The sequence below is a fragment of the Xanthomonas sp. NCPPB 2866 genome, assembly GCF_041475745.2.
In the GTDB taxonomy this organism is placed as follows: domain Bacteria; phylum Pseudomonadota; class Gammaproteobacteria; order Xanthomonadales; family Xanthomonadaceae; genus Xanthomonas; species Xanthomonas arboricola.
Window position 1 is genome coordinate 761732 of the sequence record NZ_CM192975.1, and the last position, 26669, is coordinate 788400.

Below are 26669 nucleotides of genomic sequence, written 5' to 3' on the forward strand. Positions count from 1 at the left end.
TGACTTGCAGACCGTCGGCAGTGTGCAAGGTAATGGCGGACACGCACTGCGTGCCCGCCTTATTGCATTAGCCTGCCGCGCAGAAGCCGAATTCGGCCGTCGCACCGGCGGCCAGGGTGCGGTTGAAGTCCACCCCGCTGGCCTTGAGCGTGCTGCCGCTCTGCGACCAGGTGACGTTCCAGGCGTTGTTGACGGTGCCGGTGACCGGCAGCGAGATCGCCCAGGTGCCGCTGGCGGTGCCGGTGTTGGTGACCTGCACGCGATTGCAGTAGCCACCGTTCCACTGGCTGTCCACGCTCACCTTGGTGCTGAAGCTGCCGCTGGGTGTCGGTGTCGGTGTCGGTGTTGGCGTGGGAGTCGGAGTGGGAGTAGGTGTGGGCGTCGGCGTCGGCGTGGTGCTGCTCACCGTGCCCCACAGCGTCCGCAGCAGCGCCATCTTGTCTTCGCGCACGCTGGTCCAGTCGTCGCGCAGGATGCCGCCGGTGTCGCCGCTGTTGGGATTCCACGACCAGTAGAAGCCCTCGTTGATGCCCTTGCTGCGCAGGTACTTCACCAGCGCGTCCTGCCAGACCTTGTCGCGTGCGTCGCCTTCGCCGTACTTGCCGCCGAATTCGCCCAGCAGCAGCGCATACGTGCCGGCGAACTGGCCGAAGTGGCGGTCCCAGATCGCCGGCATGTTGTTGGGGAAGTTGCTGTCGTTGAAGTACGCCTGCGCGTACACGTCCGGCCCGTACACATGCGGTGCCAGCAGCAGCCGGTTGGCCGGAATGTTCAGCGGGGTGCAGGCCAGTGGCTGCAGGTTGCCGCCCCAGAAGATGCCGCCGTTGGTCGAGCAGACCGGATTGTCGGTGATGCCTTCCACCGCGATGATCCACTTCGGTGCCACCGCCAGCACCGCGGCCGAGCCGCGCTCGGCAGCCTTGTTCCAGTCGGTGGCCGCATTGCCGGTGCCCCAGGTGGCGGCACCGTGCGGCTCGTTCTTCAGGTCCAGGCCGATCACGCTGGGCACGTTCTTGTAGCGGTTGGCGACAAAGCGCAGATCGTCCAGCCACTGCGCTTCGGAATACGAGCCGGTGTACCAGAGCTCGGAGATGGCGGCGCAATCGGGGGTGTGGTGATCCAGCAGCACATACATACCGCGCGCGTTGAACTCGTTGATCACCTTGTCCAGGATCTGCAGCGAGCTCAGGCCCTGCAGATCGGCATTGAGGCTGTAATCGATGCTGGTCGGCATCGTGCTGCTGCGCAGGGTGGCCGGGCAGAACGGCAGACGCACGGCGTTGAAGCCCAGGCCCTGCATCTGGTTGATCATGTCCTTCCAGTTGCGTGCCCACAGACCGTGCATGACATGGTTGCCGGTCTCGAATCCGAATACGTTGACGCCCTTGAGCTGGACCACCTTTCCGCTGTCGTCGACAATCTTGTTGTTGCTGATGGAGTAGCTGAAGGCCGGTGCGGCGGCGAGCGCCAGCGCGGTGGCCAGTGCGAGCGTACTGGCAGTCCTGAAAATGGACATGGTGGTCTCCCTAGCGAACCCGGCTCGACACCCGAACCCGGTGAGGGGGGCATCTTGGTCCGCGGCCGCATCGTTTGGCGTGATCCGGACCACAGAAAGGCGCATTGCCGCACCGGTCACACGCTGGCTGCGGGCCGGGTCGCTTTCGCGCACACTATCGCCGCTGTCGCCTGTCCGCAGGCTGTCCTTTCTGTCCCCGGAGTGTCTTCCAATGTCCTTTCTGCGTGCCGAACTGGCGCAATGGCGCGCCTCGCCTGCGCGCGAACTGATGGCCGGTGCGGTCGCTACCTTTGCGCTGATTCCCGAAGTGATCGCCTTTGCGTTCGTGGCCGGCGTCGACCCGCAAGTGGGGTTGTTCGCGTCTTTCGTGATCGGGATTGTCATCGCGTTCTTCGGCGGCCGCCCGGCGATGATTTCCGCTGCGGCCGGGTCGGTGGCCCTGGTGGCCGCACCGCTGGTCGCCGCGCACGGCTTGCCTTATCTGCTGGCGGCCGGGCTGCTGGCCGGTGCGGTGCAGATCCTGTTCGGTCTGTTGCGGCTGGGCGTGCTGATGCGTTTTGTCAGCAGCTCGGTGCGCACCGGCTTCGTCAACGCGCTGGCGGTGCTGATCTTCGCCGCGCAGCTGCCGCATCTGCAGCACGCCAACCTGGCCACCTGGGGCATGTTGGCGTTGGGCCTGCTCATCATCTACGGCCTGCCGCGGCTGCCGCTGCCGGGCGTGTCGGCAATCCCTTCGCCGCTGCTGTGCATCCTGGTGCTGACGGGGCTGGGCTCAGCGTTGCACCTGCCGCTGGAGACGGTGGCCGATCTGGGCAAGCTGCCCAACGCGCTGCCGGTCCTGCAATGGCCGGCGGTGCCGCTGACGCTGGAGACCTTGCGCATCATCGCCTTGCCGGCGCTGGCCATCGCGATGGTGGGGCTGCTCGAATCGCTGATGACCGCACGCGTGGTCGACGAACTCACCGACACCCCGAGCAACAAGAACCGCGAGTGCACCGGGCTGGGTCTGGCCAATACCGCGGCCAGCCTGTTCGGCGGCATTGCCGGCTGCGGCATGATCGGGCAGACCGTGGGCAACGTGAAATACGGCGGGCGGGGCCGTCTCTCCACCCTGTTCGCCGGGGTGTTCCTGCTGATCCTGATGGTGCTGCTCAAGCCGTGGGTCTCGCAGGTGCCGGTGATCGCGTTGGTGGCGATCATGGTGATGGTCTCGGCCGAGACCTTTGACTGGCGTTCGCTGCGCACCGTGGTCACCCATCCGCGCACCTCCAGCGTGGTGATGCTGGCCACCGTGGCGGTGACCCTGGTCACCCGCAACCTGGCCGCCGGGGTGGCGGTGGGGGTGGTGTTGAGCGGGGTGTTCTTCACCTTCAAGGTGGCCGGGCTGCTGCAGATCATGCACAGCGACGGCGACGACGGCGTGCGTACCTACCACGTGCGCGGGCAGGTGTTCTTCGCCTCGGCCGACGTGTTCATCGACGCCTTCGACGCGCGCCAGGTGCCCGGCCGCGCAGTGGTGATCGACGTCGGCCGCGCGCATTTCTGGGACATCACCGCGGTGGCGGCGCTGGACAAAGTGGTGCAGCGGCTGCGCCATCATGGGCTGGACGTCCAGGTCAAAGGGCTGAATGCCGGCAGCCGGCGCCTGATGCAGGCGCACGCGCTGGGCGACGATGCGCTGGAGTCTGCACTGCCGTAAGCGCGCTGGTGCGCCGGCCGGTCGTGCGCCTGCACATCCGTGTACGCCGGCTGGCCGTGCGCTGCGCCGGCCGGCGGGCGGACTCAAGTTCGCGCGTTCAGCGCCGATGAACCGGCATCGAGACTGCCGGTAACCCGTCGTGATGCCAGTGCGTTCCAGCCCGAGAGGTGTGCCCGCGTGCCGTGACCGGCGCTGCGGGCCTGCGTCTGCCCGCGGGATGGTGCGGCAATGACCACGGCACCGTTGCTGGAACGCATGGTGGACCTGACCGCCATCCGCGATGCCGATCTGCTCGACCTGAGTCTGCTGCGCACCATGCGCGAGGTCTGCGCGTCCGAGGAACTGTCGTTGCTGCGTATCGCACCGGACGGCCGCACCATGGCCGAAACGCGGCTGCGCGAGGATGGCCGGCTGTCGCTGACGGTGGCCGATATCCACGACGCGCAGATGCGCGCGCAACTGGCCGACCTGCACGGGCCGGGCGATGTGGTGCAGTTGCAGCAGGACGGCCGCGCGCTGCTGGTGTACCCGATGATGGAGGCACGCGGCATCCGCACCTGCCTGCGCGTGGGCGGCTCGCACGCACCCGGCGCCGCCGAACAGGTGATGCTGCAGGGCTTTGCGCGCTTTTTCCAGAATTACCGCAGCCTGCTCGACGATGCCCAGCGCGATGCGTTGACCGGCCTGCGCAACCGCAAGACCTTCGACGATGTGATCCTGCGCCTGTTCGCCGGTGGTGCGGATGCAGCGGCCAGCGAAGGCGTGTGGCTGGGGATCGTGGACATCGATCACTTCAAGCGCGTCAACGACAGCTTCGGCCACCTGTACGGCGACGAGGTGCTGTTGCTGGTTGCGCAGTTGATGCAGCGCTGCTTCCGCCAGGACGATCTGCTGTTCCGCTTCGGCGGCGAGGAGTTCGTGATCGTGTTGCGCGGCGTGGACCGCGACATCGCGGTGAGTCTGTTCGAGCGCTTCCGTATGGCGGTGGCCGAGCAGGTGTTTCCGCAGGTCGGCAAGGTCACGCTCAGTACCGGCATCGTCGAGCTCACCGACGGCCAGTTGATCAGCCAGCTGCTCGACGAGGCCGACAAGGCGCTTTACTGGGCAAAGCAGCACGGCCGCAATCGCACCGAGGTCTACGCCGAACTGGTGGCCAGCGGAAAGATGCAGCAGGTCGCCCAGCAGGTCGGCAGCGTCGACCTGTTCTGAGCGGCAGTGGCGCTGGCGCGACGGCATGCATCGCCCGCTGCCGTGCACACCCGATCGAACGCCGCAGTAGCTACACTCCAGGGCTGTTCGGACACTACCTGGGTGCTGCAGTGAAGCGAGTTGTTACCAAACGCGTTGCAATGGGAATGCTGGCGATGGCGGTCTCGACCGCACTGATGGCGGCGACGCCGAGCTTCGATGGCGCGCGCATCTCGCGCGACGTCAAGGAGCTGGCCTCCGATGCCTATGAAGGCCGCGGCCCGGCCACCGCCGGCGAGGAAAAGACCATTGCCTACCTGAGCAAGCAGTTCGCCGACGCCGGCCTGCAGCCGGGCGGCGACCTGACCGACGGCAAGCGCGCCTGGACCCAGGCGGTGCCGCTGCGCCGCGCCGATATCGTCGGCACGCCGACCATCGCCCTGCAGCATGCCGGCAAGCCGCAGGCGCTGACCCAGGGCAAGCAGATCGCCATCCGCGCCGCGCTGGATGGCTCGTCCAAGGTCGACATCGCCAACGCACCGCTGGTGTTCGTCGGCTACGGCGTCAAGGCGCCGGAGCGCGACTGGGACGACTTCAAGGGTGTGGACCTGAAGGGCAAGATCGCGGTGGTGCTGATCAACGACCCGGATTTCGAAACCGGCAAGGGCGCCTTCGACGGTGCCGGCATGACCTACTACGGCCGCTGGACCTACAAGTACGAAGAAGGCGCCCGCCAGGGCGCGCTCGGCGTGCTGGTGGTGCACGAAACCGCACCCGCCTCCTATGGCTGGGACACCGTGGCCAGCTCCAACACCAACACCATGTTCGACGTGGTGCGCGACAACCCGCGTGCCGCGCATCCCACCCTGGAAGGCTGGATCCAGCGCGATCTGGCCGCCGACCTGTTCAAGCAGGCCGGGCTGGATTTCGACACCTTGAAGAAGCAGGCGCAGACGCGCGGCTTCAAGCCGGTGGAACTCAAGGGCCAGGGGCTGAGCGCCAGCTACCAGGTCAAATCCGACGTGATCACCTCGCACAACGTGGTCGCACGCCTGCCAGGCAGCACGCATCCGGATGAAACGCTGATCTACAGCGCGCATTGGGACCACATCGGCGTCGGCAAGCCGGACGCACGCGGTGACACCATCTTCAACGGCGCGCTGGACAACGCCAGCGGCACCGCCGCACTGCTGGAGCTGGCGCGCGGCTTTGCCGCCGGCCCCAAGCCGCAGCGCTCGGTGGTGTTCCTGGCGGTCACCGCCGAGGAAAAGGGCTTGCTGGGCTCGGAGTTCTACGCCTCCAAGCCGCTGTATCCGCTGGACACCACCGTGGCGGTGATCAACATGGACGGCATGAGCCCGTTCGTGCCATCGCGCGATTTCGGCATCTACGGCACCGCAAAACTCGAATTGCTCGATCAGCTCAAGACCGTCGCCGGCCAGTGGAAGCTGCGCTACACGCCCGATCCCAAGCCGCAGGCGGGGTACTTCTTCCGCTCGGACCATTTCTCCTTCGCCAAGCGTGGCGTGCCGGCGCTGTCGTATGCGGCCGGGCAGGATTGGGAAGTGGGCGGCGTGGCCGCGGGCAAGGCCGCCTCCGACGACTACACCGCCAAGCGCTATCACCAGCAGGGCGACGAGTGGAAGCCGGACTGGACCTTCGCCGGTGCGGCGCGCGATCTGGGCGTGCTGTACGCGCTGGGTCAGCAGCTGGCCGATTCGCGCCAGTGGCCAAACTGGAGCAACGATTCGGAGTTCCGCGCCACCCGCGACGCCAGCGAGGCTGCGCGCAAGTAACACCGGCCGCTATGGCGGCAGCGCTTCCGTCAGGCGGCGCTGCTGCTGTTCGATGCGGCATGTGCGCATGCCGCGTCCTGCCTACAGCCATGTGCCCGGTGCTTGCAGGTCTGGTCGGCTAGTTCAAGGCCGAGGCCGCGGGCGTCTGCGCGCGCTCGGGTGCCACGCATGCGTCGCTCGCAGAGCGGCTGATAGGAGGGTTGGTCCCTTGGGCCAGTGCTCGCTCACGGGCGAGTGACGAAGGCGCAGAGCAGTTGATCTGCGGCCTGGCTGCCGGCCCTTGCCCGCCCACCATCGCAGGACACGCCGCGAGTACGTCCCTGCAGGCTCTTTCGCGCCATCCATGCCGCGTAAGGTCCCGCGACGGTGGGCGGGCAAGGACCACCGGAGATGGTCGGTGGGCACGGTGCAAGCAAGGCACGATGCATTCAACGACGCGGCTCAACGTCTTTGTCCATCGCTCGACCAACAGCTTTTCACCTGGCCACCGACCAACTCCCCGGTGCGGTGTCCTTGCCGGCGATTACAGGCGCAACGCAGCCTTCGTGCACTGCGCCGACGTGGGCCAAGCCCTACATCGCTTATTCCGACGCACCGTGACGCGCGACAGAATGCCTCGGATCCGCTCAACCCCACCGCCGTGATCGCGCGTGCCGGCAGGCTGGCGCTGCAACCGATTGCGGGTCCTGGCACATCACTTGCAGTTGTCTGACATGACAGTGCGGTTTGCCGCCCGTGACAGCACGTGTGCCAGGCTGCAATCTGTTGGGGTAGCGTTCGGTCGCTGCGGCGTAGTCTGCCGCGCGGTCCTCGTCGGGTGGGGCGAAGACTGCAGCGCGGCCTTCGTTTCCTTTAACGGTCGATTCTTTAAGATGAGCCGCGACGTCATCGTCGCAGCCAGGAGAGCTTGTGCATCGGAGTGGTCTTAGAGCTGCCAATTCTGCGACGTGGTCCCGCACTGCCGGGCTCGCCCGGACTGCGGTGCATGCGGCGACGTCGCCACGCGTAGCGGGTAGGGATCTCCCGCGTCAGCCCACACTGCCGCGATCGTGCGGCGGGCAGCCTTGATGGACGGCACTGTGACTCTTTCCCCCGCACCAACCGATCTTCCCCCCGTTTCCGCCCTCGACGCCGGTCAGCCCACGCTGCCACCGGAAGCGCCGCTGGCCATGCCCGAGCAATCCCTGCGCGAAGGCCGTCTGCAGGTGCCGCATCAGCGCACCGCGCCGGTCGGCATCGGCGTGCGGCGCTTCTATCTGATCGGCGGCACCTTCGCCACCACCGCCGTGGCGGTGTGGGTGATGCTCAGCGTACTGTGGCCCGATGGCCTCAGCGTGCTGGAAGGCTGCCTGCTCGGCCTGTTCGTGCTGCTGTTTGCCTGGATCGCGATGTCCTTCGCCAGCGCGGTGGCCGGTTTCGTCACCGTGGTGGCGCGCGCCGGACGCAAGCTCGGCATCGACCCGGAAGCGCCGCTGCCGACCCTGCACACGCGCACCGCGTTGCTGATGCCCACCTATAACGAAGACCCGCGCCGACTGCTGGCCGGCCTGCAGGCAATCTACGAATCGGTGGCCGAAACCGGCCAGCTGGAGCATTTCGACTTCTTCGTGCTCAGCGATACCACCCGCGAACACATCGGCCGTGCCGAAGAACTGGTGTACAACGAGCTGTGCGACCGCGTCGGCGGACACGGGCGCATCTTCTACCGCCGCCGCGCCGACAATGCCGCGCGCAAGGCCGGCAATGTCGCCGACTGGGTGCGCCGTTTCGGCGGCAACTACCCGCAGATGCTGATCCTGGACGCCGACAGCGTGATGACCGGCGACACCATCGTGCGGCTGGTCGCCGGCATGGAAAACAACCCGGACGTGGGCCTGATCCAGACCCTGCCGGCGGTGGTCAACGGGCAGACGCTGTTTGCGCGCATGCAGCAGTTCGGCGGCCGTGTGTACGGGCCGATCATCGCCTTCGGCGTGGCCTGGTGGCATGGCGCCGAGAGCAATTACTGGGGCCACAACGCCATCATTCGCACCCAGGCCTTCGCCGATCACGCCGGCCTGCCGTCGCTGCGCGGGCGCAAGCCGTTCGGCGGCCACGTGCTCAGCCACGACTTCGTCGAGGCGGCGCTGATGCGGCGTGGCGGCTGGGCCATGCACATGGTGCCCTACCTGCAGGGCAGCTATGAGGAAGGCCCGCCCACGCTGACCGACCTGCTGATCCGCGACCGCCGCTGGTGCCAGGGCAACCTGCAGCACGCCAAGGTGGTCGGCGCCAAGGGCCTGCACTGGATCAGCCGCATGCACATGCTGATCGGCATCGGGCATTACTTCACTGCGCCGATGTGGGGCCTGCTGATGCTGATCGGCATCGGCATTCCGCTGGCCGGTGGCGGGATCGATCTGGCCGGCGACCTGCCGTTCTCGCCCGCCCGTTACTGGCATGGCAGCAGCCAGGGCAACGCGATCTGGATCTTCGTCTGCACCATGTTCGTGCTGCTGGCGCCCAAGCTGCTGGGCTATATCGCGCTGCTGCTCAACCCGCGCGAGTTGCGCGCCTGCGGCGGTGCCATCCGCGCGCTGCTGAGCATCCTGCTGGAAACCGTGCTGGCGGCGCTGATGGCGCCGGTGGTGATGTACCTGCAGTCGCGCGGCGTGTTCGAGGTACTGGCCGGCAAGGATTCGGGCTGGGATGCGCAGGTGCGCGACGACGGCAAGCTGTCGTGGCCGGCGCTGTTGCGCAGCTACGGCGGGCTGACCGTGTTCGGCCTGTTCATGGGCGCGGTGGCCTATACGGTGTCGCCATCGCTGGCGGCCTGGATGGCGCCAGTGATCGTGGGCATGGCGGTGTCGATCCCGGTCGTGGCTGTGACCTCGTTGCGCCGCACCGGCCTGGCCCTGCGCCGCGCCGGCATCTTCTGCATTCCCGAAGAGCTCGATCCGCCCAAGGTACTGGTGCGTGCGGCCGAGCTGCGCCGTGCCGCCGCACTGGAGCCGTCGCTGATCTGAGCGCGCAGGCGGCGCATGGCTGGATCGGTGCGCGTTGCGATCTCCGCGCGTTTCACGCCAAGTAAAGCGCGCGCGGCAGGCGCCCCAGACCGGTTGGCCTCTCTGGCTCGACCGGTCCGTGATCGGCCCGGCCGATGGCGACATGCATAATGCCCAGCCCGCAAGCGGAGCTGCACAATGCTGGAAGTGATCGAACGCGAGACCGGACCGAATCCGCAATGGACCGTGCTGTGGCTGCACGGCCTGGGCGCCGATGGCAGCGACTTCGCCCCGATGGTGCCGGAACTGGTGCGCCCGGACTGGCCGGCGCTGCGCTTCGTGTTTCCGCATGCGCCGATCCGCCCGATCACCATCAACAACGGCGTGCGCATGCGCGGCTGGTACGACATCGTCGGCATGGATTTCGCCACGCGCGCCGACAAGGCCGGCATCGCCGAATCGGTGGCCCAGGTCGAGGCATTGATCGCCCGTGAGCAATCCCGCGGCATCGCCCCCGAGCGCATGTTGCTGGCCGGGTTCTCGCAAGGCGGCGCGGTGACCCTGGCGGTCGGGCTGCAGCGCAGCGTACCGCTGGCCGGGTTGATCGCCCTGTCCACCTATCTGCCCGAGCCGGCGGCGGCCGCCAGCCAGCTGCAGCCGGTCGCTGCCCGCCAACCTGTGTTCATGGCCCACGGCACCGCCGATCCGGTGGTGCCGTTCGGTGCCGGCCAGGCCAGCATGCAGACCCTGCGCACGCTCGGTTTCGAACTGGACTGGCACACCTACCCGATGGGCCACCAGGTCTGCCTGGAAGAAATCGAGGCCTTGCGCACCTGGATGCAGGCGCGCTTCACCGCCGCCTGAGGCCATGGCCCAGCACGCGCCCCAGACCGCCTGGATGCCGGACCTGTGCCGGCTGCCGCGGTTGGGCGCCATGCTGGGCCTGGCCGAACTGGTGGTGCTGGTGGTGACCCTGGTGCCCGACGCCGGTGCGGCGCGCAGTATCACCCTGTCGCGCTTTGTCTCTGCCAGTGGCCTGGCGCTATGGCTGGCGCTGGCGGTCAGCGTGCTGCTGTGCGTCCTGCGGCCGGCGTTGTCGCGGCTGCCGCCACGGGTGGGCGGGCTGGCCGCGCTGTCGATCGCCGCGGTGGTGGCGATGCTCGGCGCCGGAATCGTGCACGCCCTGTATGCGGCGCTCGACCAGGCCCCGCTCGGTCCCCTGGTCGGCTTCTGGCGCTTCACCCTGGGCAGCGCGGCGACGGTGGTGCTGATCACCGCGCTGGCATTGCGCTACTTCTACGTCAGCGACCGCTGGGAAGCGCAGGTGCAGGCCAATGCGCGTGCTCAGGCCGATGCCTTGCAGGCACGCATCCGTCCGCATTTCCTGTTCAACAGCATGAATCTCATCGCCAGCCTGCTGCGCCGCGACCCGGTCGTGGCCGAGCAGGCGGTGCTGGACCTGTCGGATCTGTTCCGCGCCGCGCTCGGTGCCGGCGAAGGCATGTCCAGCCTGCGTGCCGAATGCGAACTGGCCGAACGCTACCTGGCGATCGAATCGCTGCGCCTGGGCGAGCGCCTGCAGGTGCGCTGGCACCGGCAGGAGCCGTTGCCGTGGGAGCTGCCGATGCCGCGCCTGGTGCTGCAGCCGCTGGTGGAAAACGCCGTGCTGCACGGCGTCTCGCGCATGCCCGAGGGCGGCACGCTGTACCTGTCGCTGCGCCAGCGCGGCAACCAGTTGCAGATCCGTATCGTCAATCCGGCCCCGCAGCCGGGCACCCAGTTGCCGCTGGTGGCCGGGGCCGGGCATGCCCAGGCCAGCATCTCGCACCGGCTGGCGTTCCAGTTCGGGGCCGGGGCACGGATGGCGGCCAGCTGGGCCGAGGGCTACTATGCCTGTGAGATCACATTGCCGCTGTCGTGACGGGGGAGTCGCTGCAGCGAAGGGGGATGTCCATGACGGCCACGCAAGTGCGGGTGCTGATCGCCGATGACGAGCCGCTGGCGCGCGAGCGCCTGCGCCTGCTGCTGGGCGAACATCCGCATGTCGAAGTGATCGGCGAGGCCGAAAACGGCCAGCAGGTGCTGCAGCAGTGCCATCACCTGCATCCGGACCTGGTGTTGCTGGACATCGCCATGCCCGGCGTCGACGGCCTGGAAACCGCGCGCCTGCTGCGCCAGAGCCAGCCGCAACCGGCGGTGGTGTTCTGCACCGCCTACGATCAGCACGCATTGTCGGCCTTCGATGCCGCCGCGCTGGACTACCTGATGAAACCGGTGCGCCCCGAACGCCTGGCCGCCGCGCTGGAAAAGGTGGCCACCTTCCTGGCCGGGCGCGCGCCCAGCGCCACGCCGCCGCCGTTGCGCACGCATCTGTGCGCACGCCTGCGTGGCAGCCTGCGGCTGATCGCCATCGGCGATATCCGCTACCTGCAGGCCGAGGAAAAGTACGTCATCGTCCACCACGCCCGCGGCGAGGACCTGATCGAAGAGTCGCTCAAATCGCTGGAAGACGAATTCGCCGACCGTCTGGTGCGCATCCACCGCAATTGTCTGGTCGCGCGCGCCGAGCTGGTGGAACTGCGCCGCAGCGGCGATGGCCAGGTGCACGCGGTGCTGCGCAACGTGCCGCACCCGCTGGAAGTGAGCCGCCGCTGCGTGGCCAGCCTGCGCGAGCAATTGCGTTAGGGCGTGACCTGTCACGTGTGGCGAGGTGCGTTGCTCGGTCGCGGCAATGTGCTGCGGGCGCCGGCGTGCGCCCCAGGTAGGAGTTACGCGCCCGGTCCGTGATAATGGCCCGATGACCACGCTCCGCATCGCTACCCGTAAGAGCCCGCTCGCCCTCTGGCAGAGCGAACACGTCGCCGCCGCGCTGCGCCAGCACCACCCCGGGCTGGAGGTCGCGCTGGTGCCGATGAGCACCCGCGGCGACGAGGTACTGGACCGTTCGCTGGCCGCGATCGGCGGCAAGGGCCTGTTCCTGAAGGAGCTGGAGCTGGCGATGCTGCGCGGCGAGGCCGACTGCGCGGTGCATTCGCTCAAGGATGTGCCGATGGAGCTGGACGCGCCCTTCGTGCTGCCGGCGATCATGGAGCGCGGCGATGCCGCCGATGCATTGGTGTCCAATCTCTATGCCAACCTGCAGGCGCTGCCGCTGGGCGCGCGCGTGGGTACCTCCTCCTTGCGACGTCAGGCGCAGCTGCGCGCGGCCCGCCCGGATCTGGAATTGATCGACCTGCGCGGCAACGTCAACACCCGCCTGGCCAGGCTCGATAACGGCGGTTACGACGCCATCGTGCTGGCCTGCGCCGGCCTGCAGCGGCTGGGACTGGATGCGCGCATCACCGCGCGTCTGGACGTCCCGGACTGGCTGCCGGCACCGGCCCAGGGCGCGGTGGCGGTGGAATGCCGTGGCGACGATGCGCGTATCCATGGCCTGCTGGCAGTGCTGGACGCCGGCCGCACGCGCGCCTGCGTGGAAGCGGAGCGGGCGATGAATCGCGCGCTGCACGGCAGCTGCCATGTGCCGGTGGCGGCATTCGCGCGTTGGGAAGGGCAGGGCCTGTTCCTGCAGGGCATGGTGGGCAGCGCCAGCGATGGACGCCTGATCCACGCCGAGGCGCACGGCAGCGCCGACGACACCGAGGCCCTCGGCCGCCTGGTCGCGCAAGGCCTGTTCGACAAGGGCGCCGCGCAGCTGCTGGCCGAGCTGTAACGCGCCGTCGCGTCAACGTGTAACGCGACCGACATCGACGCCGAGGCGCAAGCTCCAGACCTGGCCGCGACGCACGCAATGCCCGCCCCCACGCAACCCCCGCTCTTCGTAGGAGCGGCCCCGGCCGCGAGAGGCTCTACCGGGAACGCCCTTCGCGGCCAGGTCCGCTCCTACCGCTCGCGGTTGCGTAGTCGAATGTCTGGGCCCATTGACCGCCGCGTCGCGCGGGGGCCTCTTCGGCAAGCTGCGCTCTTCGTAGGAGCGGCCCCGGCCGCGAGAGGCTTTACCGGGAAAGCCCTTCGCGGCCAGGGCCGCTCCTACAGATTGCGGTTGCGTAGTCGAATGTCTGGGCCCGATTGACTGCCGCGTCGCGCAGGGGCCTCTTCGGCAAAGGCGCGCTCTTCGTAGGAGCGGCCCCGGCCGCGAGAGGCTTTACCAGGAAAGCCCTCGCGGCCAGGTCCGCTCCTACCGCTCGCGGTTGCGTAGTCGAATGTCTGGGCCCATTGACCGCCGCGTCGCGCAGGGGCCTCTTCGGCAAGCTGCGCTCTTCGTAGGAGCGGCCCCGGCCGCGAGAGGCTTTACCGGGAAAGCCCTTCGCGGCCAGGTCCGCTCCTACCGCTCGCGGTTGCGTAGTGGAGTGTCTGGGCCCATTGACCGCCGCGTCGCGCAGGGTCTGTCCGGCAAGCTGCGCTCTTCGTAGGAGCGGCCCCGGCCGCGAGAGGCTTTACCGGGAAAGCCTGTCGCGGCCAGGTCCGCTCCTACCGTTCGCGGGTGTTTACTTGAACGTATAGACCAGGTTGACCGTGGTCAGGGTGTCGGTCTTCTTGTCGCCGTCGCTGACCTCGCTGTTGTGGCGCATCTGCCAGGCGGCCTTGAGCGCGAAGTGCGAGTTCATGCTGACCTGCACGCCGAAATCGTTCTGCGCGTAGGTGTTGTATTCGCCCGATTCCACCAGCAGCGTGTTGATCAGGTCGGTGTTGTCGGTGACGGTGTACTTGAGGTCGAACAGCCCGCGCCCGATCAGCCCGGTCTCGTTGCGGTCTTCGTCGCTGTTGTGCGCGCGCCGGATACCCGGGCCGATCTGCGCATCCAGGTAGAAGCGCTCGGCATCGATCAGGCGCGTGCCGTAACCGATACCGAAGGTGGCCAGGCGGTCGTAGGTGGCAAAGTCGTCGTGTTCGTAACGGCCGGTGGCGGTGAGCTGGCGGTGCTCGCCCAACTGCAGCGCGCTGCCGGCGCTGCCGGTGTAACGCTCGGCAGTGGTCTGGCGCTCGCGCGAGGTGCTGCCGTCGTCGTTGGTGTTGGTGTATTCGGAACTGGAGCGCAGCGCGGTGGCATCCAGGCTGTGGATCCAGTCGCCGTCGGTATAGCGCAGGCGGATCCGGCCATTGAGGCTGTCGGTGGTGCTGTTGCCGTGGGCGGCGGCATAGCCGAGCTCGCCACTGCTCCCGCCCCACGGCGACGGCATCACGGCTGCGGCAGGGTCCGCCGGGGCCGGTGCGACTGCCTGGGCCCAGACGGTGGGCGTGATCAACAACAGCGGCAGCAGGGCAGACAACGGGGCACGGCGGGACATGGGCGGCTCGCTTTGGAGGACAGGGGCGAAAGAGGGTGGAAGCGATTTCATGATAACGGACTGAGCGGCTGCGTCATGAGTAAGTGAACGCCGCGCTTCAGAAGGGGTTCGGGCGTCGGCTTGCGCAACGGCAGCGGCTGGCGCATCGCAACCAGGCCCGGCCTTCGCGCGCTGCAGGCCCGCGGCCCGCCCGCCCGCGCGCAGTGGCGGCGCCGATCCAGGCATGATTGCCGGTGTACAGCGACGCTCACCCTGCCACGCAAAGACTCGGACATAATCGACGCATGGACCGCTACGAACGCATCAACTCCCTGCATCGCTTGCTCAAATCGGCACGCTACCCGGTTACGGTGGCGCGGCTGCAGGATGAGCTGAGCTGTTCCCGCGCAACCGTGTACCGCGACCTGGCGTTTCTGCGCGATGCGCTGATGGCGCCGGTGGAAGGCGACGGCGAATCGGGGTTCCGCTATCTCTCCGGCGAAAGCGACCGCTTCGAACTGCCCGGCCTGTGGCTGAGTTCGGAAGAGCTGCATGCGCTGCTGGCCTCCCAGCAACTGCTGGCGCGCACCGGTGGCGGGGTGTTGTCCTCGATGCTGGCGCCGCTGCAGCAACGCATCGAAGGGCTGCTGGCCGCCCAGGCCGGCGTGTCGCAATGGCCGGTGGACCGGGTGCGGGTGATCCCGCACCGCGGCCGCAAGCTGGACGAAGCCAGCTTCCGCACTGTGGCCTCCGGCGTGCTGGAGCGCAAGCAGCTGAGCTTCGATTACCGCGCCCGTTCCACCGACGAATCGACCAAGCGCACGGTGTCTCCGCAGCGCATTACCCACTACCGCGACAACTGGTACCTGGACGCCTGGGACCACGGCCGCGATGGCGTGCGCAGCTTTGCGGTGGACCGCATCAATCACGCACGCCTGCTCGAGAGCGTGCCGCGCGATGTGCCCGACAGCGAGCTGGACGAGCAGCTGGCAGCCAGCTACGGCATTTTTTCCGGCGCGCCCAAGGGCTGGGCGACCATCGTGTTCAGTGCCAAGGCCGCACGCTGGGTCGCCGACGAGCACTGGCACTCCAAGCAGCAGGGCCGCTTTCTGGCCGATGGCCGTTACGAACTCAAAGTGCCGTACAGCAACTCGCGCGAACTGCTGATGGACGTGCTGCATTACGGCTCGGACGCGGAAATCGTCGAGCCGGTCTCGCTGCGCGAGCAGGCCAAGGCACTGCTGTCGTTGGCCTTGAGCAATTACGACTGAGCATGGCCGGGCTGTAGCGCGGGGTGCGAGTCGTCATGCGATAGGTGCCCGCGCGCGGTGAGGGTGCTGATTCGGCGCCCCCCGCGGCGTGCTGACTGAAATGACCATCACCGGTTGCGCGCGTCGGTGTTGTGCGCTGCATCCGGAGACCGCGCCAGGAGGCCGGCACATGAAGTGGAGATCGGTGCCGGCCGCGACGCCGCACGCCTGGTTTGCCCGACCGGCGCATCCAGCCGGCTGACGGCTGGAACAGTCGACGCCGGCCGGGTAACCGACCGGCCCGCCAATGTCAGCGCTTGTTGGGCACTTCAAAGCCCAGGCGGTCCACCTGCTCGCGCAGCTGCGGCACGCGCTTGAGCTTGTCGGTGTAGATGGAATAGTCGTCGCGCATCTTGTCGACCAGCTTGCGGTACTGGTCGCGGCTCATGTCCGGCTTGCGCGCGAAGATCCAGGCCAGGTCACGACCGGGGTAGGAGATCAGCATCCACGAACCGTCCGGTGCGATTTCCAGGATGCGCTGCTTGGCCGGGATGACCTTGTAGAACCATACCCGCCAGTCGCGGTTGCCGCTCTCGGCATCCACCGAGGCACGCGCGTTGACCTCCTTCTCCGGCTCGCCGAAGCCCTCGCGGTACACATAGCGCACCGCCACCTTGCCGTCTTCGACCAGGGTGTATTCGTCGCGGCTGGTCACGTGGCCGCGCTCGACCGGGTTGGGCATGCGTGCGATCACATACCAGGTGCCCATGATCTTGGACAGATCGACCGCCGGCTCGCTGGCAGGCGTGTCCTTGGCGGATGCCACGGGCAGGCCGAGGACGAACAGAAAAGCGAGGGCGATCGTAACGGTCAGGCGCATCGCAACATCACAAAGGGGCAGTTGGAGCAGCACACTACCGCATGCAGGGGGCAAGTTCGCGTCAACGGTCGGGTCTGGCGCACGTGGCTGCCTCAAACGTGGCAACCGGGCGCCCGGGACCGGGTGCGGAAGAGGGGGCCGTTGGTGGCCTGGCGGTGGTTATCGCGCTGCGGTGCCGGCACCCGGCAAGGCGGTCTCTCCGGTTTTCGCCGCCAGGTCGCAGCCGGTGAGATGGGCGCAGGCAATCCTGCCGGCCTGTCCAGATCCTTCCTGCCACGGAGTGCCGCCATGTCGATTCGTCCTTCCCGTCGTTCCGAACGTCCCGACCCGCGCGTGCTGCGCCCGGTCCGGCAGATCGCCCTGGCCGGCCTGGCCCTGGTGCTGGTGTGGCCAGCCGCGCGCGGCCACAGCGAGTGGATCGGCTGGCTGCCGCTGTGGCTGGTCGGCATGCCGATGCTGGCCTGGTGGAGCCTGCACCGGTTCGCGTTGCCGGCACTGGTGCGGCCCGGTGCGCGGCGCGGCGCGCCACGTCGGCGCGGGCCGCAGGCGCAACGCCGACGCAGCACGTCGCGTGCGGCGACACAGGCGCGCGCGGCCTGACCTTCGGCAGGGTCGGGCGGCGGAGGGCTATGCTACGTTCCCGGCGTTCGTTCTCCCGGAAACATTCATGTCCAAACTCGCCTCGATCTGCCTGGTTGCCGGTCTGATCACCGCTGGCGCCGTCTCTGCAGAGGAAACCGCCGTGTCCAACGATCCCTACGCCTGGCTGGAAGATGTTTCCGGCGCCAAGTCGCTGGACTGGGTCAAGGCCCAGAACGCCAAGACCGAGGCGCGCCTGGCGGCCACGCCGGCCTTCAAGCAGATGGAGACCAGCATCCGCGAAGTGCTGGATTCGGACGCGAAGATTCCCGGCGTGCAGAAGATCGGCGAGTACTACTACAACTTCTGGAAGGACAAGCAGCACGAGCGCGGCCTGTGGCGGCGCACCACGCTGGACGAATACCGCAAGCCGGCGCCCAAGTGGGAAACGGTGCTGGACCTGGATGCGCTCAACAAGGCCGAAGGCGAGAACTGGGTCTGGCACGGCGCCGACTGCCTGCGCCCGGATTACCAGCGCTGTCTGATCGCGCTGTCACGCGGCGGCGCCGATGCCGATGTCACCCGCGAGTTCGACCTGGCCGGCAAGCAGTGGGTCAAGGACGGCTTCTTCCGCCCCGAATCCAAGGGCGGGCTGGGCTGGATCGACCAGGATACCGTCTACGTGTTCACCGATTTCGGTGCCGGCACAATGACCAGCTCCGGCTATCCGCGCATCGCCAAGCAGTGGAAGCGCGGCACTCCGCTCAGCGCCGCCACGGTGGTGTACGAGGGCAAGCCGACCGACATGTACATCGCCGCGATGCACGACGACACGCCCGGATTCGAGCGCGATTTCGTCAGCCGCACGCTGGCCTTCTACAACGAGGAGCTGTATCTCAAGGGTGCCGACGGCAAGCTGGTCAAGGTGGATGCGCCCAACTCGGCCAGCAAGTCGGTCAAGCGGCAATGGCTGACCCTGGAACTGCGCGAACCCTGGACCGTGGCCGGCAAGACCTACAAGGCCGGCTCGCTGCTGGCGACGCGCTTTGACGACTTCATGGCCGGCAAGCGCAGCTTCGATGTGCTGTTCGAGCCCACCGACAGCACCTCGCTGGCAGGTATCGCCTGGACGCGTTCGCACCTGGTGTTGAACGTGCTGGAAGACGTCAAGAACCGCCTGAGCGTGATCACGCCTGGGCAGGATGGCTGGAAGAAGAGCGCCTTCGTCGGTGCGCCGGCGTTCGGCACCGTCGACGTCAGCGCGGTGGACAGCGACGACAGCGACGCGCTGTGGTTGACCGTTACCGACTACCTGACCCCGACCACCTTGTCGTGGGTGGAGGTGGGTACCGCGCCGCAGCCGCTCAAGGCCATGCCGGCGTTCTTCGATGCCGGCAAGGACAGTATCGAGCAGCACTTTGCCACCAGCAAGGACGGTACCCGCGTGCCGTATTTCCTGGTGCGCCCCAAGGCGTTGAAGCTCGATGGCAGCGCGCCGACCCTGCTGTACGGCTATGGTGGTTTCGAGATTTCGATGACGCCCAATTATTCCGGCGGACTGGGCCGCGCCTGGCTGGAGAAGGGCGGCGTCTACGTGGTGGCCAACATTCGCGGCGGTGGCGAATACGGCCCGCGCTGGCACCAGGCCGCGCTCAAGCAGAACCGCCACAAGGCCTATGAAGACATGGCTGCGGTGGCCAAGGACCTGGTCGCGCGCAAGATCACCTCGACCAGGCATCTGGGCGTGCAGGGCGGCAGCAACGGCGGGCTGATGACCGGCAACATGCTGACCCAGTATCCGGAGCTGTTCGGCGCGGTGGTGGTGCAGGTGCCGCTGCTGGACATGAAGCGCTACAGCCATCTGCTGGCCGGTGCCTCGTGGATGGCCGAGTACGGCAACCCGGATACCGACGACTGGAAGTTCATCCAGACCTTCTCGCCCTACCACCTGTTCGACCCGGGCAAGACCTATCCGCCGGTGATCTTCCTGACCTCCACGCGCGACGACCGCGTGCATCCGGGCCACGCGCGCAAGATGGCCGCCAAGATGATCGAGGCCGGCAAGGACGTGACCTACTACGAGAACATCGAAGGCGGCCACGGCGGTGCGGCCAACAACGCACAGGCCGCGCATATGGCGGCGCTGGCCTACAGCTTCCTGTGGGAGCGGCTGGCGGATTGAGTTGTCGACTCAAGGCAACTCCATAGTTCGAGTTGTCTTGATCAGGTGCTGCGTTGAAGAAAGCCCTGGGCCGAATGGTCCAGGGCTTTTTTATTGGTTCCGTCTCCCATCGGCAGAAGGTGCCCGAAGGGTGGATGAGGGTACGCGCGCACGCCACGGGCTACGCCCAGCAGGGTGCCCTTGCGGCCACGCATGGCTGCGGCGCTGGTCTCGCTTCAGGGCGAGCCAAGCCCACAAACAGCAGTGCAAAAGCAGCGACAAATCACAGTCATGGCTGTTTACATCGAGGCAGTGAACCTGCGGCCACGTCCAGGCGCTGCTCGACGAGAGGCGCCGTGCGCACTGGCGCTGGTTCGATCAAAGACGTTGCAAACCACGCGCAATCCGCTCCACCGCCTGCTCAAGACGCGGCAGGCTCTGGGTGTAGGCGATGCGGACGTGCTGATTGGCGCGATGGAAGCCGAAGTCGATGCCGGGAGTAAAGGCGACATGCTCGGTCTCCAGGAAGTGTGCGCAGAAGGCCTGGGCATCGTCCGAGAATGCGCTGATATCGGCATACAGGTAGAACGCACCCTGCGGTTCGACGGCGATGTTCAAGCCCAGTGCACGCAGCGCGGGCAGCAGGTAATCGCGGCGCTGCTGGAACTCGGCGCGGCGGGCTTCGAAGATGGCGATGCTCTCTGGCGTGAAACACGCAAGCGCTGCGTGCTGCGCAATGGTCGAGGCGCTGATGTAAAGATTCTGCGCGAGTTTCTCCAGCTCCGGCACCGCTGCGGGCGGAGCGACCAGCCAACCCAGGCGCCAGCCGGTCATGCCGAAGTACTTGGAAAAACTGTTCAGCACGAAGGCACTGTCGTCCACTTCCAGCACGCTGTGCGCATCCATGCCGTAGGTCAGGCCGTGGTAGATCTCGTCCACCACCAGGTGGCCGCCGCGCGCATGCAGCGCCTGCGACAAGCCGGCCAGTTGCGCGCGCGACAGCACGCTGCCGGTGGGATTTGCCGGAGAGGCGACCAGTGCGCCGACGCTGTCGGCGTTCCAGCAGGCGTCGATCAGGCCTGGCGTCAGTTGGTAATCGGTGTCTGCGCCGACCGGCACCAGTTGCGCGGCGCCTTCGACCAGGCGCAGGAAATGCCGGTTGCACGGATAGCCGGGGTCGGCGAGCAGCCAGTGTTTGTCCGGGTCGACCAACAGGCTGCTGGCCAGCAGCAATGCGCCGGAGCCGCCCGGGGTGACCAGGATGCGTTCCGGATCGATAGCGCAGCCGTACCGCTGCGCGTAAAACCCGGCGATGGCGGCGCGCAGCGCGGGCAGGCCGCGGGCGGCCGTGTAGCGGGTGTGTCCGGCCGCCAGTGCGGCCTGTCCGGCCGCGACGATCGGTGCGGCGGTGGTGAAATCCGGTTCGCCGATCTCCAGGTGGATCACATCGTGGCCGGCCTGTTCCAGCGCATTGGCGCGCGCCAATAGCGCCATCACATGAAACGGCGCGATGTCCTGGCTGCGGCGGCTGTAGCGGGGGGCATGCGAATGTAGGGAGTCCATACCGAAGAGGATAGAGCAGCATGACCTCGGGCACATGACGCTCCCGGCCGGGCTCTTCCACACTCGGGTGCTGGGATGGCATTGCGTTCATCCAACGGACCCCAATCTGATGAAGCCTGTCCTCGCCCTTCTGATCGCCAGCCTGATGACCACATCTGTTCCTTCCGCCTTCGCAGCTCTCCCGTCGCCACCGGACGTGGCCAAGCGTCCGCATGTGGTCAAGGCCCCGTTCGGCGCCACCCGCAGCGACGACTACTACTGGCTGCGCGACGACAAGCGCGAGGACAAGGCGATGCTGGCCTACCTCAACGCCGAGAACGCCTACACCGACACGGTGATGGCGCCGCTCAAGCCGCTGGAAGACACGCTGTATACCGAGATCGTCGGGCGCATCAAGCAGGACGACGCCAGCGTGCCGTATCGCGAGCGTGGCTACTGGTATTACACGCGCTTCGAGGCCGGCAAGGACTACCCGATCCAGGCGCGCCGCAAGGGCAGCATGGACGCGCCGGAACAGATCCTGCTCGACGTCAACCAGATGGCGCAGGGCAAGGGCTACTTCAGCGTCGGCGATGCGGAAGTCAGCCAGGACAATCGCATCCTGGCCTGGGCCGATGATGCGGTGGGACGTCGCCAATACACGATCCGTTTCAAGAATCTGGACACCGGCGAGATCTACCCCGATACGGTGGAAGGCGTGTCGGCCAACGTGGTCTGGGCCGACGACAACAAGACCCTGTTCTATGTCGAGAACGATCCGGAAACGCTGCTCACCGTGCGGGTGAAGAAACACGTGCTGGGCACGCCCTCCAAGGACGACGTGCTGGTGTACGAGGAGAAGGACGACAGCTTCTACATGGGCATCGGCCGTACCCGCGACGACAAGTACATCACCATCGGCGTGGAAAGCACGGTGTCGTCGGAGACGCGTTATGCGCCGGCCGACAATCCCGAGCGGTTCACTCTGCTGGCCAAGCGCGAGCGCGATGTCGAATATCACCCCGAGCATTTCGATGGCCGTTGGGTGATCCGCACCAATGCCGATGGCGCCAAGAATTTCAAGCTGGTGACCGCACCCACCGATGCGACCACGCGCAAGCAGTGGACCGACTGGGTGGCGCACGATGACAAGGTCTATATCGAAAACTTCGAGCTGTTCGACGGGTTTACCGCGATCGAAGAGCGCTCCGGCGGGCTGGAACGCGTACGCCTGCTCAAGGGTGATGGCAGTCATGAGTACGTCAAGGCCGACGAGCCTGCGTATTCGATGGGCCTGGCGGTCAATTCCGAGCCGGACACCGAGTGGTTGCGCTACAGCTACACCTCGCTGACCACGCCGGCGACCACCTACGAACTCAATACGCGGACCGGCGAGCGCAAGCTGCTCAAGCAGCAGCCGGTGATCGGTTACGACGCCGGCAAGTACGTCACCGAGCGCGTCTGGGTAACTGCGCGCGATGGCGTCAAGGTGCCGGTGTCGCTGGTGTACAAGCGCGGCTTCAAGAAGGACGGCACTGCGGCGTTGTTCCAGTACGCCTACGGCAGCTACGGCATGTCGATGGACCCGGCCTTCAATCTGCCGGCGATCAGCCTGCTGGACCGTGGCGTGGTGTATGCCATCGCGCACATCCGCGGCGGCCAGGAAATGGGCCGCCAGTGGTACGACGACGGCAAGCTGCTGCACAAGAAGAACACCTTCACCGACTTCATCGACGTCACCCGCGGCCTGGTGGAACAGGGCTATGCCGCCAAGGACCGCGTCGCCGCTTCCGGCGGCAGCGCCGGTGGGTTGCTGATGGGTGCGGTGGCCAACATGGCCCCGCAGGACTATCGCGTGATGGTCGCGCAGGTGCCGTTCGTCGACGTGGTCACCACCATGCTCGATGCCAGCATCCCGCTCACCACCAACGAATACGACGAGTGGGGCAACCCGGAAAAGAAGGCCTATTACGATTACATGCTGTCCTACTCCCCGTACGACAACGTGACCAGGCAGGCCTACCCGGCCCTGTTCGTCGGCACCGGTCTGTGGGATTCGCAGGTGCAGTACTGGGAGCCGGCCAAGTGGGTGGCCAAGCTGCGCGACGACAACACCGGTACCCAGCCGATCGTGTTCCGCACCAACATGGAGGCCGGTCACGGCGGCAAGTCCGGCCGCTTCCGCCGTTACCGCGAACTCGCCGAGTCCTATGCGTTTGTGCTGGATCAGCTCGGGGTAAAGTAGTTGAGGGGCGGGGATTGGGGAGTCGGGATTGGGGATTGGTAAGCAAAACCCGCCCAATCCTGCGTGCAGACGTCCCCTTATCCGCGGTTCGGGGCCCCTTCTCCCGGTGCGAGAAGGGGATGCCCGGACCATCTCGGCGCCCGCTGGCCGTATCATTTACCCATGACGCGACCGACTCGATTCCGCTGGGCCTGGTGGTTGCTGGCCTATGCCAGCCTGGCGACCGGCATCGTCGGTATCTTCGTGCCCGGCCTGCCGACGACCGTGTTCATCCTGATTTCCGCCTGGGCGGCCTCGCACGGCTCCGAGCGCCTGCACAACTGGCTGCTCTCGCACCCACGCTTCGGCCCGGCGATCGTCGAGTGGCAGACCTATCGCGCGGTCAGCCGCAAGGCCAAGTGGATGGCCACGCTCACCATGACCGTCTGCGCCGGCATCATGCTGTGGTGCGTGCCGGGGTTCTGGGTCAAATGCCTGTCGATCGGCAGCATGGCGGTGGTGGCGATCTGGCTGTGGCTGCGCCCCGAGCCGCCACCGCGCGCGCTGCCCGCTGCGCATTGAGCGCACGGCAGTCAGGGTGTTCTGGCTATACTTCGGCCATGAGCATCATGTCCCGACCGTCTGTTCGTCTCGCACTGGTTGGTGCGACCTTTGTCCTGCTTGCCGCCTGCGGCAACAAGGGCCCGCTGGTAATGCCGCAGAAGCCGGTGCCGGTGGAAGCCCAGCCGGTGCCGCAGCCGCCGGACGCGCCGCAACCGCTGGATGAGTCCTCGCCTGCGCCTGCGCCGGTGAACACCGATACGCAGCCCGCGCCCACCACCGACCAGCCCGCTAGCAGCGGCAATGAGCGCTGACGGCCGCAGCGGGCGTCTGCGTTTCACCAAAATGCATGGCGCCGGCAACGATTTCGTGCTGCTGGACCTGCGCGACGGCACGCCGCCACCGGATGCCGCGCTGGCCGCACGCCTGGCCGACCGCCATTTCGGGGTGGGCTGCGACCAGATCCTGACCATCGAGAACCCGCGCAGCAGCGAGGCGGTGGCCGCGTACGGCATCTGGAATTCCGACGGCTCGGCCGCGCGCCAATGCGGCAACGGCGCGCGCTGTGTGGCGGCCTGGCTGGTGCGCGACGGCACCGCGCAGGGCGATGACTTCGTCATCGATAGCCCGTTCACCTCCCACCGCGTGCAGCGTCTGGACGCCGGCACCTATGCGGTGGCGATGGGCGTGCCGCAATTCGAGCCCACGCAGATCCCGCTGGCCGGCTTTGCGCATGCGCGCGAGGAATACGCGCTGCCGGTGCATGGCGAAACCGTGCGCTTTGGCGCGGTGTCGATGGGCAACCCGCATGCCGTGGTGGAAGTGGGGCGGGTGGAGGCGGCGCCGGTGGAACGCGTCGGCGGCCTGTTGCAGCAGAACGCCGCGTTCCCCGATTCGGTCAACGTCGGCTTTGTGCAGGTGGTCGACCCGACGCATGTGCGCCTGCGTGTGTTCGAACGCGGCGTCGGCGAAACCCTGGCCTGCGGCAGCGGTGCCTGCGCAGCGGCGGTGGTGCTGATGCAGCGTGGCCGTGTCGAGCGCGACGTGCAGGTGTCCTTGCCCGGCGGCGAGCTGCGCATCCGTTGGGCCGGCGAACAACAGGACGTCGTGATGTCCGGTCCGGCCGTGTTCGTCTTCGATGGAGAGTGGAACTGATGAGCGAGAACACGGATAAATTCAGCGCGCACGAAGTGGCAACCTGGTTGCGGCGCCACCCGACCTTCCTCAAGCAGTTCCCGGATCTGGCGGTGAGTCTGCTGGTGCCGCGCGACGACGGCCCCACCGCCTCGCTGGCCACCTATCAGCTGGAAGTGCTGCGCGACAAGAACCGCGAGCTGTCGCGGCGCCTGCACGAGCTTGGCCACAATGCGCAGGACAACGAGCGCCTGGCGGTACGCACGCATCAACTGACCCTGGCGCTGATGCGCCAGACCAGCGCGGCCGACACGCTCAAGGCGATGGCCGCCTCGCTGGCGGAAGATTTCAATGGCGAACTGGTGCGGCTGGTGTTGCTCAAGCCGGTCGCCGGCCTGGAGGCCGACTGGCTGCAGGTCATCGCCGCCGACGATGCACGGCTTGCACCGTTCCGCGATTGCCTGAGCGATGGCGAGCCGATCTGCGGCCGCCTGCAGGCGGAAAAACACGCGCTGCTGTACGCCGGTCAGGCTGCCAACGTGCAATCCACCGCGCTGCTGCCGTTGCCCGGCATCGGCCTGATTGCGGTCGGCAGCAGCGACGCCAACCGTTTCTATCCCGGCATGGGCACCTTGTTCCTGCGCATGATGGGCGAGTCCCTGGGCGTAGCCTTGCAGCGCTTCGACACATGATGCGCCGTGCAGGGTACGCCGATGCGTGCAGCCTGCGCTGGATGGCCGCGCCGATGGTGCGGCAGCGAGGAATCTGAGGTGGCGTCGGTCGACGACTTCCTGGGATATCTGCAGGTCGAGCGGCAGGTGTCGGCGCATACGCTGGATGCCTACCAGCGCGATCTTGCCGCGTTGGTGGGCTGGGCCGGCGAACAGGCCATCGACGATGTGGCGCAGCTCGATAGCGCACAGTTGCGGCAGTTCGTTGCGGCCGAGCACCGGCGCGGGTTGTCGCCCAAGAGCCTACAGCGTCGTCTGTCGGCATGCCGCAGTTACTACGCCTGGTTGCTCAAGCATGGCCGCATTGCCGCAAGTCCGGCGGCCGCGCTGCGTGCGCCCAAGGCGCCACGTAAATTGCCGCAGGTACTGGATGCCGATGAAGCGGTGCGTCTGGTCGAGGTGCCGACCGACGCGCCGCTGGGCCTGCGCGATCGCGCCTTGCTGGAGCTGTTCTATTCATCCGGGCTGCGCCTGAGCGAGCTCTGCGCGCTGCGCTGGCGCGACCTGGATCTGGACAGCGGTTTGGTGATGGTGCTCGGCAAGGGCGGCAAGCAGCGCCTGGTGCCGGTGGGTTCGCATGCGATCGGCGCGCTGCGCGAATGGCTGCGCGACAGCGGCGGGCGTGCCGACACGCATGTATTCCCCGGCCGCGCCGGCGGTGCGATTTCGCAGCGCGCAGTGCAGATCCGCATCAAGCAACTGGCGGTGCGCCAGGGCATGTTCAAGGACGTGCATCCGCATATGCTGCGGCACAGCTTTGCCAGCCACATCCTCGAATCCTCCGGCGACCTGCGCGGCGTGCAGGAATTGCTTGGCCATTCGGATATCGCCACCACGCAGATCTATACGCATCTGGATTTCCAGCATCTGGCCAAGGTCTACGACGCTGCGCATCCGCGCGCCAGGCGCAAGAAAGCTGCTGAGTGAGTGGCGCGGCGTGTGTTGCGCGTAGTAGCGGTTAACCACTTCTCTGAAGTACCGCCGCGTGCGAATCGCCGCTCTAGAGCCGCTCACCCATTCGGAGAGCGGCTAGAGCGCAGGCATCGGCGCTAGTGCGCGGATCCATGCGCGGGCCTGCGTGGTTATTCGGGCCGGAGCGTTTCTTGCAGTGATGCGCATATGACGGCCGCATACTGCGGTGACAGGTTTGCGCAGCA

Annotated in this window: 21 protein-coding genes; 17 read left to right on the top strand and 4 right to left on the bottom strand. The window is 67.1% G+C overall.

Translation table 11 applies throughout. The features are described 5' to 3' along the window. Positions 1-67: 67 nt before the first annotated feature. Positions 68-1516: a glycoside hydrolase family 5 protein gene (locus ACCQ04_RS03255; RefSeq protein ID WP_166764063.1), complete on the bottom strand. Its 1449-nt coding sequence runs from the start codon at positions 1514-1516 to the stop codon at positions 68-70. 211 nt (positions 1517-1727) lie between these two features. Between ACCQ04_RS03255 and ACCQ04_RS03260 the strand changes: the two genes are divergently transcribed. The 8 genes from ACCQ04_RS03260 (at position 1728) to hemC (ending at position 12895) form a co-directional block, all read left to right on the top strand. Next, positions 1728-3215 carry a SulP family inorganic anion transporter gene (locus ACCQ04_RS03260; protein WP_226426862.1) on the top strand — a complete coding sequence of 496 codons (1488 nt, stop codon included), beginning with the start codon at positions 1728-1730 and terminating at the stop codon, positions 3213-3215. Between the two features lie 228 nt (positions 3216-3443). Further along, the gene (locus ACCQ04_RS03265; RefSeq protein WP_226426861.1) at positions 3444-4424 is read left to right on the top strand and encodes a GGDEF domain-containing protein; all 981 of its coding nucleotides are present in this window, start codon (positions 3444-3446) and stop codon (positions 4422-4424) included. 146 nt (positions 4425-4570) lie between these two features. Next, the gene (locus ACCQ04_RS03270; protein ID WP_024937793.1) at positions 4571-6199 is read left to right on the top strand and encodes a M28 family metallopeptidase; all 1629 of its coding nucleotides are present in this window, start codon (positions 4571-4573) and stop codon (positions 6197-6199) included. Between the two features lie 1067 nt (positions 6200-7266). Beyond that, the gene (mdoH, locus tag ACCQ04_RS03275) at positions 7267-9204 is read left to right on the top strand and encodes a glucans biosynthesis glucosyltransferase MdoH (RefSeq protein WP_046345694.1); all 1938 of its coding nucleotides are present in this window, start codon (positions 7267-7269) and stop codon (positions 9202-9204) included. A 177-nt stretch (positions 9205-9381) separates the two neighbouring features. After that, a complete protein-coding gene (locus ACCQ04_RS03280) occupies positions 9382-10047 on the top strand; it encodes an alpha/beta hydrolase (protein ID WP_102580419.1) in 666 nt (221 codons plus the stop codon). Positions 10048-10051: 4 nt separating this feature from the next. Next, a complete protein-coding gene (locus ACCQ04_RS03285) occupies positions 10052-11104 on the top strand; it encodes a sensor histidine kinase (protein ID WP_024937790.1) in 1053 nt (350 codons plus the stop codon). Between the two features lie 32 nt (positions 11105-11136). Further along, positions 11137-11868, top strand: coding sequence for a LytR/AlgR family response regulator transcription factor (locus ACCQ04_RS03290; RefSeq protein ID WP_016903806.1), 732 nt, complete (start codon positions 11137-11139; stop codon positions 11866-11868). A gap of 112 nt (positions 11869-11980) precedes the next feature. Then, positions 11981-12895: a hydroxymethylbilane synthase gene (gene hemC, locus ACCQ04_RS03295; RefSeq protein ID WP_065032133.1), complete on the top strand. Its 915-nt coding sequence runs from the start codon at positions 11981-11983 to the stop codon at positions 12893-12895. 775 nt (positions 12896-13670) lie between these two features. On the opposite strand, the gene ACCQ04_RS03300 is transcribed toward hemC, so the two are convergent. Next, positions 13671-14471 carry a DUF481 domain-containing protein gene (locus ACCQ04_RS03300; protein ID WP_024940220.1) on the bottom strand — a complete coding sequence of 267 codons (801 nt, stop codon included), beginning with the start codon at positions 14469-14471 and terminating at the stop codon, positions 13671-13673. A gap of 284 nt (positions 14472-14755) precedes the next feature. On the opposite strand from ACCQ04_RS03300, the gene ACCQ04_RS03305 reads away from it, so the two are divergent. Beyond that, positions 14756-15721 (top strand): helix-turn-helix transcriptional regulator, encoded by a 966-nt coding sequence (locus ACCQ04_RS03305; RefSeq protein ID WP_024940221.1) that lies wholly within the window; start codon positions 14756-14758, stop codon positions 15719-15721. 289 nt (positions 15722-16010) lie between these two features. Here ACCQ04_RS03305 and ACCQ04_RS03310 read toward each other — a convergent pair whose 3' ends face one another. Beyond that, positions 16011-16580 carry a lipocalin family protein gene (locus ACCQ04_RS03310; protein ID WP_039523352.1) on the bottom strand — a complete coding sequence of 190 codons (570 nt, stop codon included), beginning with the start codon at positions 16578-16580 and terminating at the stop codon, positions 16011-16013. Positions 16581-16868: 288 nt separating this feature from the next. Here ACCQ04_RS03310 and ACCQ04_RS03315 point away from each other — a divergent pair, with 288 nt between their 5' ends. Beyond that, on the top strand, positions 16869-17180 hold the full coding sequence (locus ACCQ04_RS03315; protein ID WP_024940223.1) for a hypothetical protein: 312 nt from the start codon (positions 16869-16871) through the stop codon (positions 17178-17180). A 67-nt stretch (positions 17181-17247) separates the two neighbouring features. Then, positions 17248-19341: a prolyl oligopeptidase family serine peptidase gene (locus tag ACCQ04_RS03320; protein WP_102580421.1), complete on the top strand. Its 2094-nt coding sequence runs from the start codon at positions 17248-17250 to the stop codon at positions 19339-19341. Between the two features lie 357 nt (positions 19342-19698). On the opposite strand, the gene ACCQ04_RS03325 is transcribed toward ACCQ04_RS03320, so the two are convergent. Then, complete coding sequence (locus tag ACCQ04_RS03325) at positions 19699-20883, bottom strand: pyridoxal phosphate-dependent aminotransferase (RefSeq protein WP_167708385.1); 1185 nt, start codon at positions 20881-20883, stop codon at positions 19699-19701. Between the two features lie 109 nt (positions 20884-20992). On the opposite strand from ACCQ04_RS03325, the gene ACCQ04_RS03330 reads away from it, so the two are divergent. The 6 genes from ACCQ04_RS03330 to xerC all read left to right on the top strand — a co-directional run bounded on the left by ACCQ04_RS03330 (position 20993) and on the right by xerC (position 26439). Next, on the top strand, positions 20993-23107 hold the full coding sequence (locus tag ACCQ04_RS03330; RefSeq protein WP_226426860.1) for a S9 family peptidase: 2115 nt from the start codon (positions 20993-20995) through the stop codon (positions 23105-23107). Positions 23108-23269: 162 nt separating this feature from the next. Further along, a complete protein-coding gene (locus ACCQ04_RS03335) occupies positions 23270-23668 on the top strand; it encodes a YbaN family protein (RefSeq protein ID WP_226426859.1) in 399 nt (132 codons plus the stop codon). Between the two features lie 38 nt (positions 23669-23706). Next, entirely contained in the window at positions 23707-23961 is a 255-nt protein-coding gene (lptM, locus tag ACCQ04_RS03340; protein WP_024940228.1) for an LPS translocon maturation chaperone LptM, read from the top strand. Continuing rightward, a complete protein-coding gene (dapF, locus tag ACCQ04_RS03345) occupies positions 23951-24802 on the top strand; it encodes a diaminopimelate epimerase (RefSeq protein WP_154831410.1) in 852 nt (283 codons plus the stop codon). The genes lptM and dapF overlap by 11 nt, the downstream gene beginning before the upstream one ends. After that, positions 24802-25473 carry a DUF484 family protein gene (locus tag ACCQ04_RS03350; protein ID WP_226426858.1) on the top strand — a complete coding sequence of 224 codons (672 nt, stop codon included), beginning with the start codon at positions 24802-24804 and terminating at the stop codon, positions 25471-25473. Before dapF ends, ACCQ04_RS03350 begins: the two co-directional genes overlap by 1 nt. Before the next feature lie 78 nt (positions 25474-25551). Beyond that, positions 25552-26439: a tyrosine recombinase XerC gene (xerC, locus tag ACCQ04_RS03355; protein WP_024940231.1), complete on the top strand. Its 888-nt coding sequence runs from the start codon at positions 25552-25554 to the stop codon at positions 26437-26439. The last annotated feature ends 230 nt before the right edge of the window (positions 26440-26669 follow it).

Bases quoted from the DNA above. Each gene is read 5' to 3' on its own strand.
- ACCQ04_RS03255 (WP_166764063.1), bottom strand. From the start codon at position 1,516: ATGTCCATTTTCAGGACTGCCAGTACGCTCGCACTGGCCACCGCGCTG.
- ACCQ04_RS03260 (WP_226426862.1), top strand. From the start codon at position 1,728: ATGTCCTTTCTGCGTGCCGAACTGGCGCAATGGCGCGCCTCGCCTGCG.
- ACCQ04_RS03265 (WP_226426861.1), top strand. From the start codon at position 3,444: ATGACCACGGCACCGTTGCTGGAACGCATGGTGGACCTGACCGCCATC.
- ACCQ04_RS03270 (WP_024937793.1), top strand. From the start codon at position 4,571: ATGCTGGCGATGGCGGTCTCGACCGCACTGATGGCGGCGACGCCGAGC.
- mdoH (WP_046345694.1), top strand. From the start codon at position 7,267: ATGGACGGCACTGTGACTCTTTCCCCCGCACCAACCGATCTTCCCCCC.
- ACCQ04_RS03280 (WP_102580419.1), top strand. From the start codon at position 9,382: ATGCTGGAAGTGATCGAACGCGAGACCGGACCGAATCCGCAATGGACC.
- ACCQ04_RS03285 (WP_024937790.1), top strand. From the start codon at position 10,052: ATGGCCCAGCACGCGCCCCAGACCGCCTGGATGCCGGACCTGTGCCGG.
- ACCQ04_RS03290 (WP_016903806.1), top strand. From the start codon at position 11,137: ATGACGGCCACGCAAGTGCGGGTGCTGATCGCCGATGACGAGCCGCTG.
- hemC (WP_065032133.1), top strand. From the start codon at position 11,981: ATGACCACGCTCCGCATCGCTACCCGTAAGAGCCCGCTCGCCCTCTGG.
- ACCQ04_RS03300 (WP_024940220.1), bottom strand. From the start codon at position 14,471: ATGTCCCGCCGTGCCCCGTTGTCTGCCCTGCTGCCGCTGTTGTTGATC.
- ACCQ04_RS03305 (WP_024940221.1), top strand. From the start codon at position 14,756: ATGGACCGCTACGAACGCATCAACTCCCTGCATCGCTTGCTCAAATCG.
- ACCQ04_RS03310 (WP_039523352.1), bottom strand. From the start codon at position 16,580: ATGCGCCTGACCGTTACGATCGCCCTCGCTTTTCTGTTCGTCCTCGGC.
- ACCQ04_RS03315 (WP_024940223.1), top strand. From the start codon at position 16,869: ATGTCGATTCGTCCTTCCCGTCGTTCCGAACGTCCCGACCCGCGCGTG.
- ACCQ04_RS03320 (WP_102580421.1), top strand. From the start codon at position 17,248: ATGTCCAAACTCGCCTCGATCTGCCTGGTTGCCGGTCTGATCACCGCT.
- ACCQ04_RS03325 (WP_167708385.1), bottom strand. From the start codon at position 20,883: ATGGACTCCCTACATTCGCATGCCCCCCGCTACAGCCGCCGCAGCCAG.
- ACCQ04_RS03330 (WP_226426860.1), top strand. From the start codon at position 20,993: ATGAAGCCTGTCCTCGCCCTTCTGATCGCCAGCCTGATGACCACATCT.
- ACCQ04_RS03335 (WP_226426859.1), top strand. From the start codon at position 23,270: ATGACGCGACCGACTCGATTCCGCTGGGCCTGGTGGTTGCTGGCCTAT.
- lptM (WP_024940228.1), top strand. From the start codon at position 23,707: ATGAGCATCATGTCCCGACCGTCTGTTCGTCTCGCACTGGTTGGTGCG.
- dapF (WP_154831410.1), top strand. From the start codon at position 23,951: ATGAGCGCTGACGGCCGCAGCGGGCGTCTGCGTTTCACCAAAATGCAT.
- ACCQ04_RS03350 (WP_226426858.1), top strand. From the start codon at position 24,802: ATGAGCGAGAACACGGATAAATTCAGCGCGCACGAAGTGGCAACCTGG.